The organism is Pseudomonas sp. Sample_9, from assembly GCF_004307535.1.
Taxonomy (GTDB): Bacteria; Pseudomonadota; Gammaproteobacteria; order Pseudomonadales; family Pseudomonadaceae; genus Aquipseudomonas; species Aquipseudomonas mercuritolerans.
The window spans coordinates 1-720 of the sequence record NZ_RAZO01000469.1 but is presented as its reverse complement, the minus strand read 5'-3'; the positions used below and the strand labels follow the sequence as shown (position 1 = coordinate 720).

At 63.9% G+C, this 720-nt stretch carries 1 pseudogene; it reads right to left on the bottom strand.

The window, feature by feature from the left end:
- Window positions 1-720: pseudogene (locus D6877_RS26970) on the bottom strand (lytic transglycosylase F); the annotation flags it as partial.

The following is a 720-nucleotide window of genomic DNA, read 5'->3' as shown; positions in this document are numbered from 1 at the left end:
GCTCGCCGAGGCTCAGTTGCCGATCGAGGCGCAGCTTCGGCAGGATCTTGCCCCAGCGTTCGGCAATCGGTTGCTCGACGATGGTCAGGTGGAAAATCCCGCCCTGAACCATCTCCAGCACATCCTCCACCGCCAGCGTCGGGTCGACCCATTCGATGTTGATCGGCGCCAGTTTGTGCAGCGCCAGTTTCTGGTTGAGCTGACTGACCACCTCCCCCGCCGCACTACCGGTGGGCAGCGCCAGGGTTTTGCCGGACAGTTGCTCGACCTTGGTGTAACGGCGCTGGCCCTTGATGCCGACCAGCACCAGCGGCACGTTGCTGGCAATCGGCTCACTGCTGGCCACTGCATAGCCCGATGGCAGATCGAGCAGTTCACCGGGAGCGACCATGTCGCCTTCGCCGCGCTGCAAGGCGCCGAGCAATTGATCCTTGGCTTTGGGAATGATCTTGAGGGTGACTTCCTGGCCGTCACGAGCATGGCCATTGAGGTATTGCTCGAACGCGCGCAGTCGGTGGTACTCGACACCGATGGCTTGGCCCTGGACCTCGCCGGAGCTGTTGCGGCTCTGATTGACCAACACTCGCAACACGCGGCTGCTGCGAATGTCCGAGAGGTCGCGAACCTTGCTCGCCGGCACGGCTTGCAGCGGCCCGGGCAGGCGCGCGACCGCCGTCATCGGCAGCAGCAACGCAGCACACAACAGCAGCAGAACCGAGG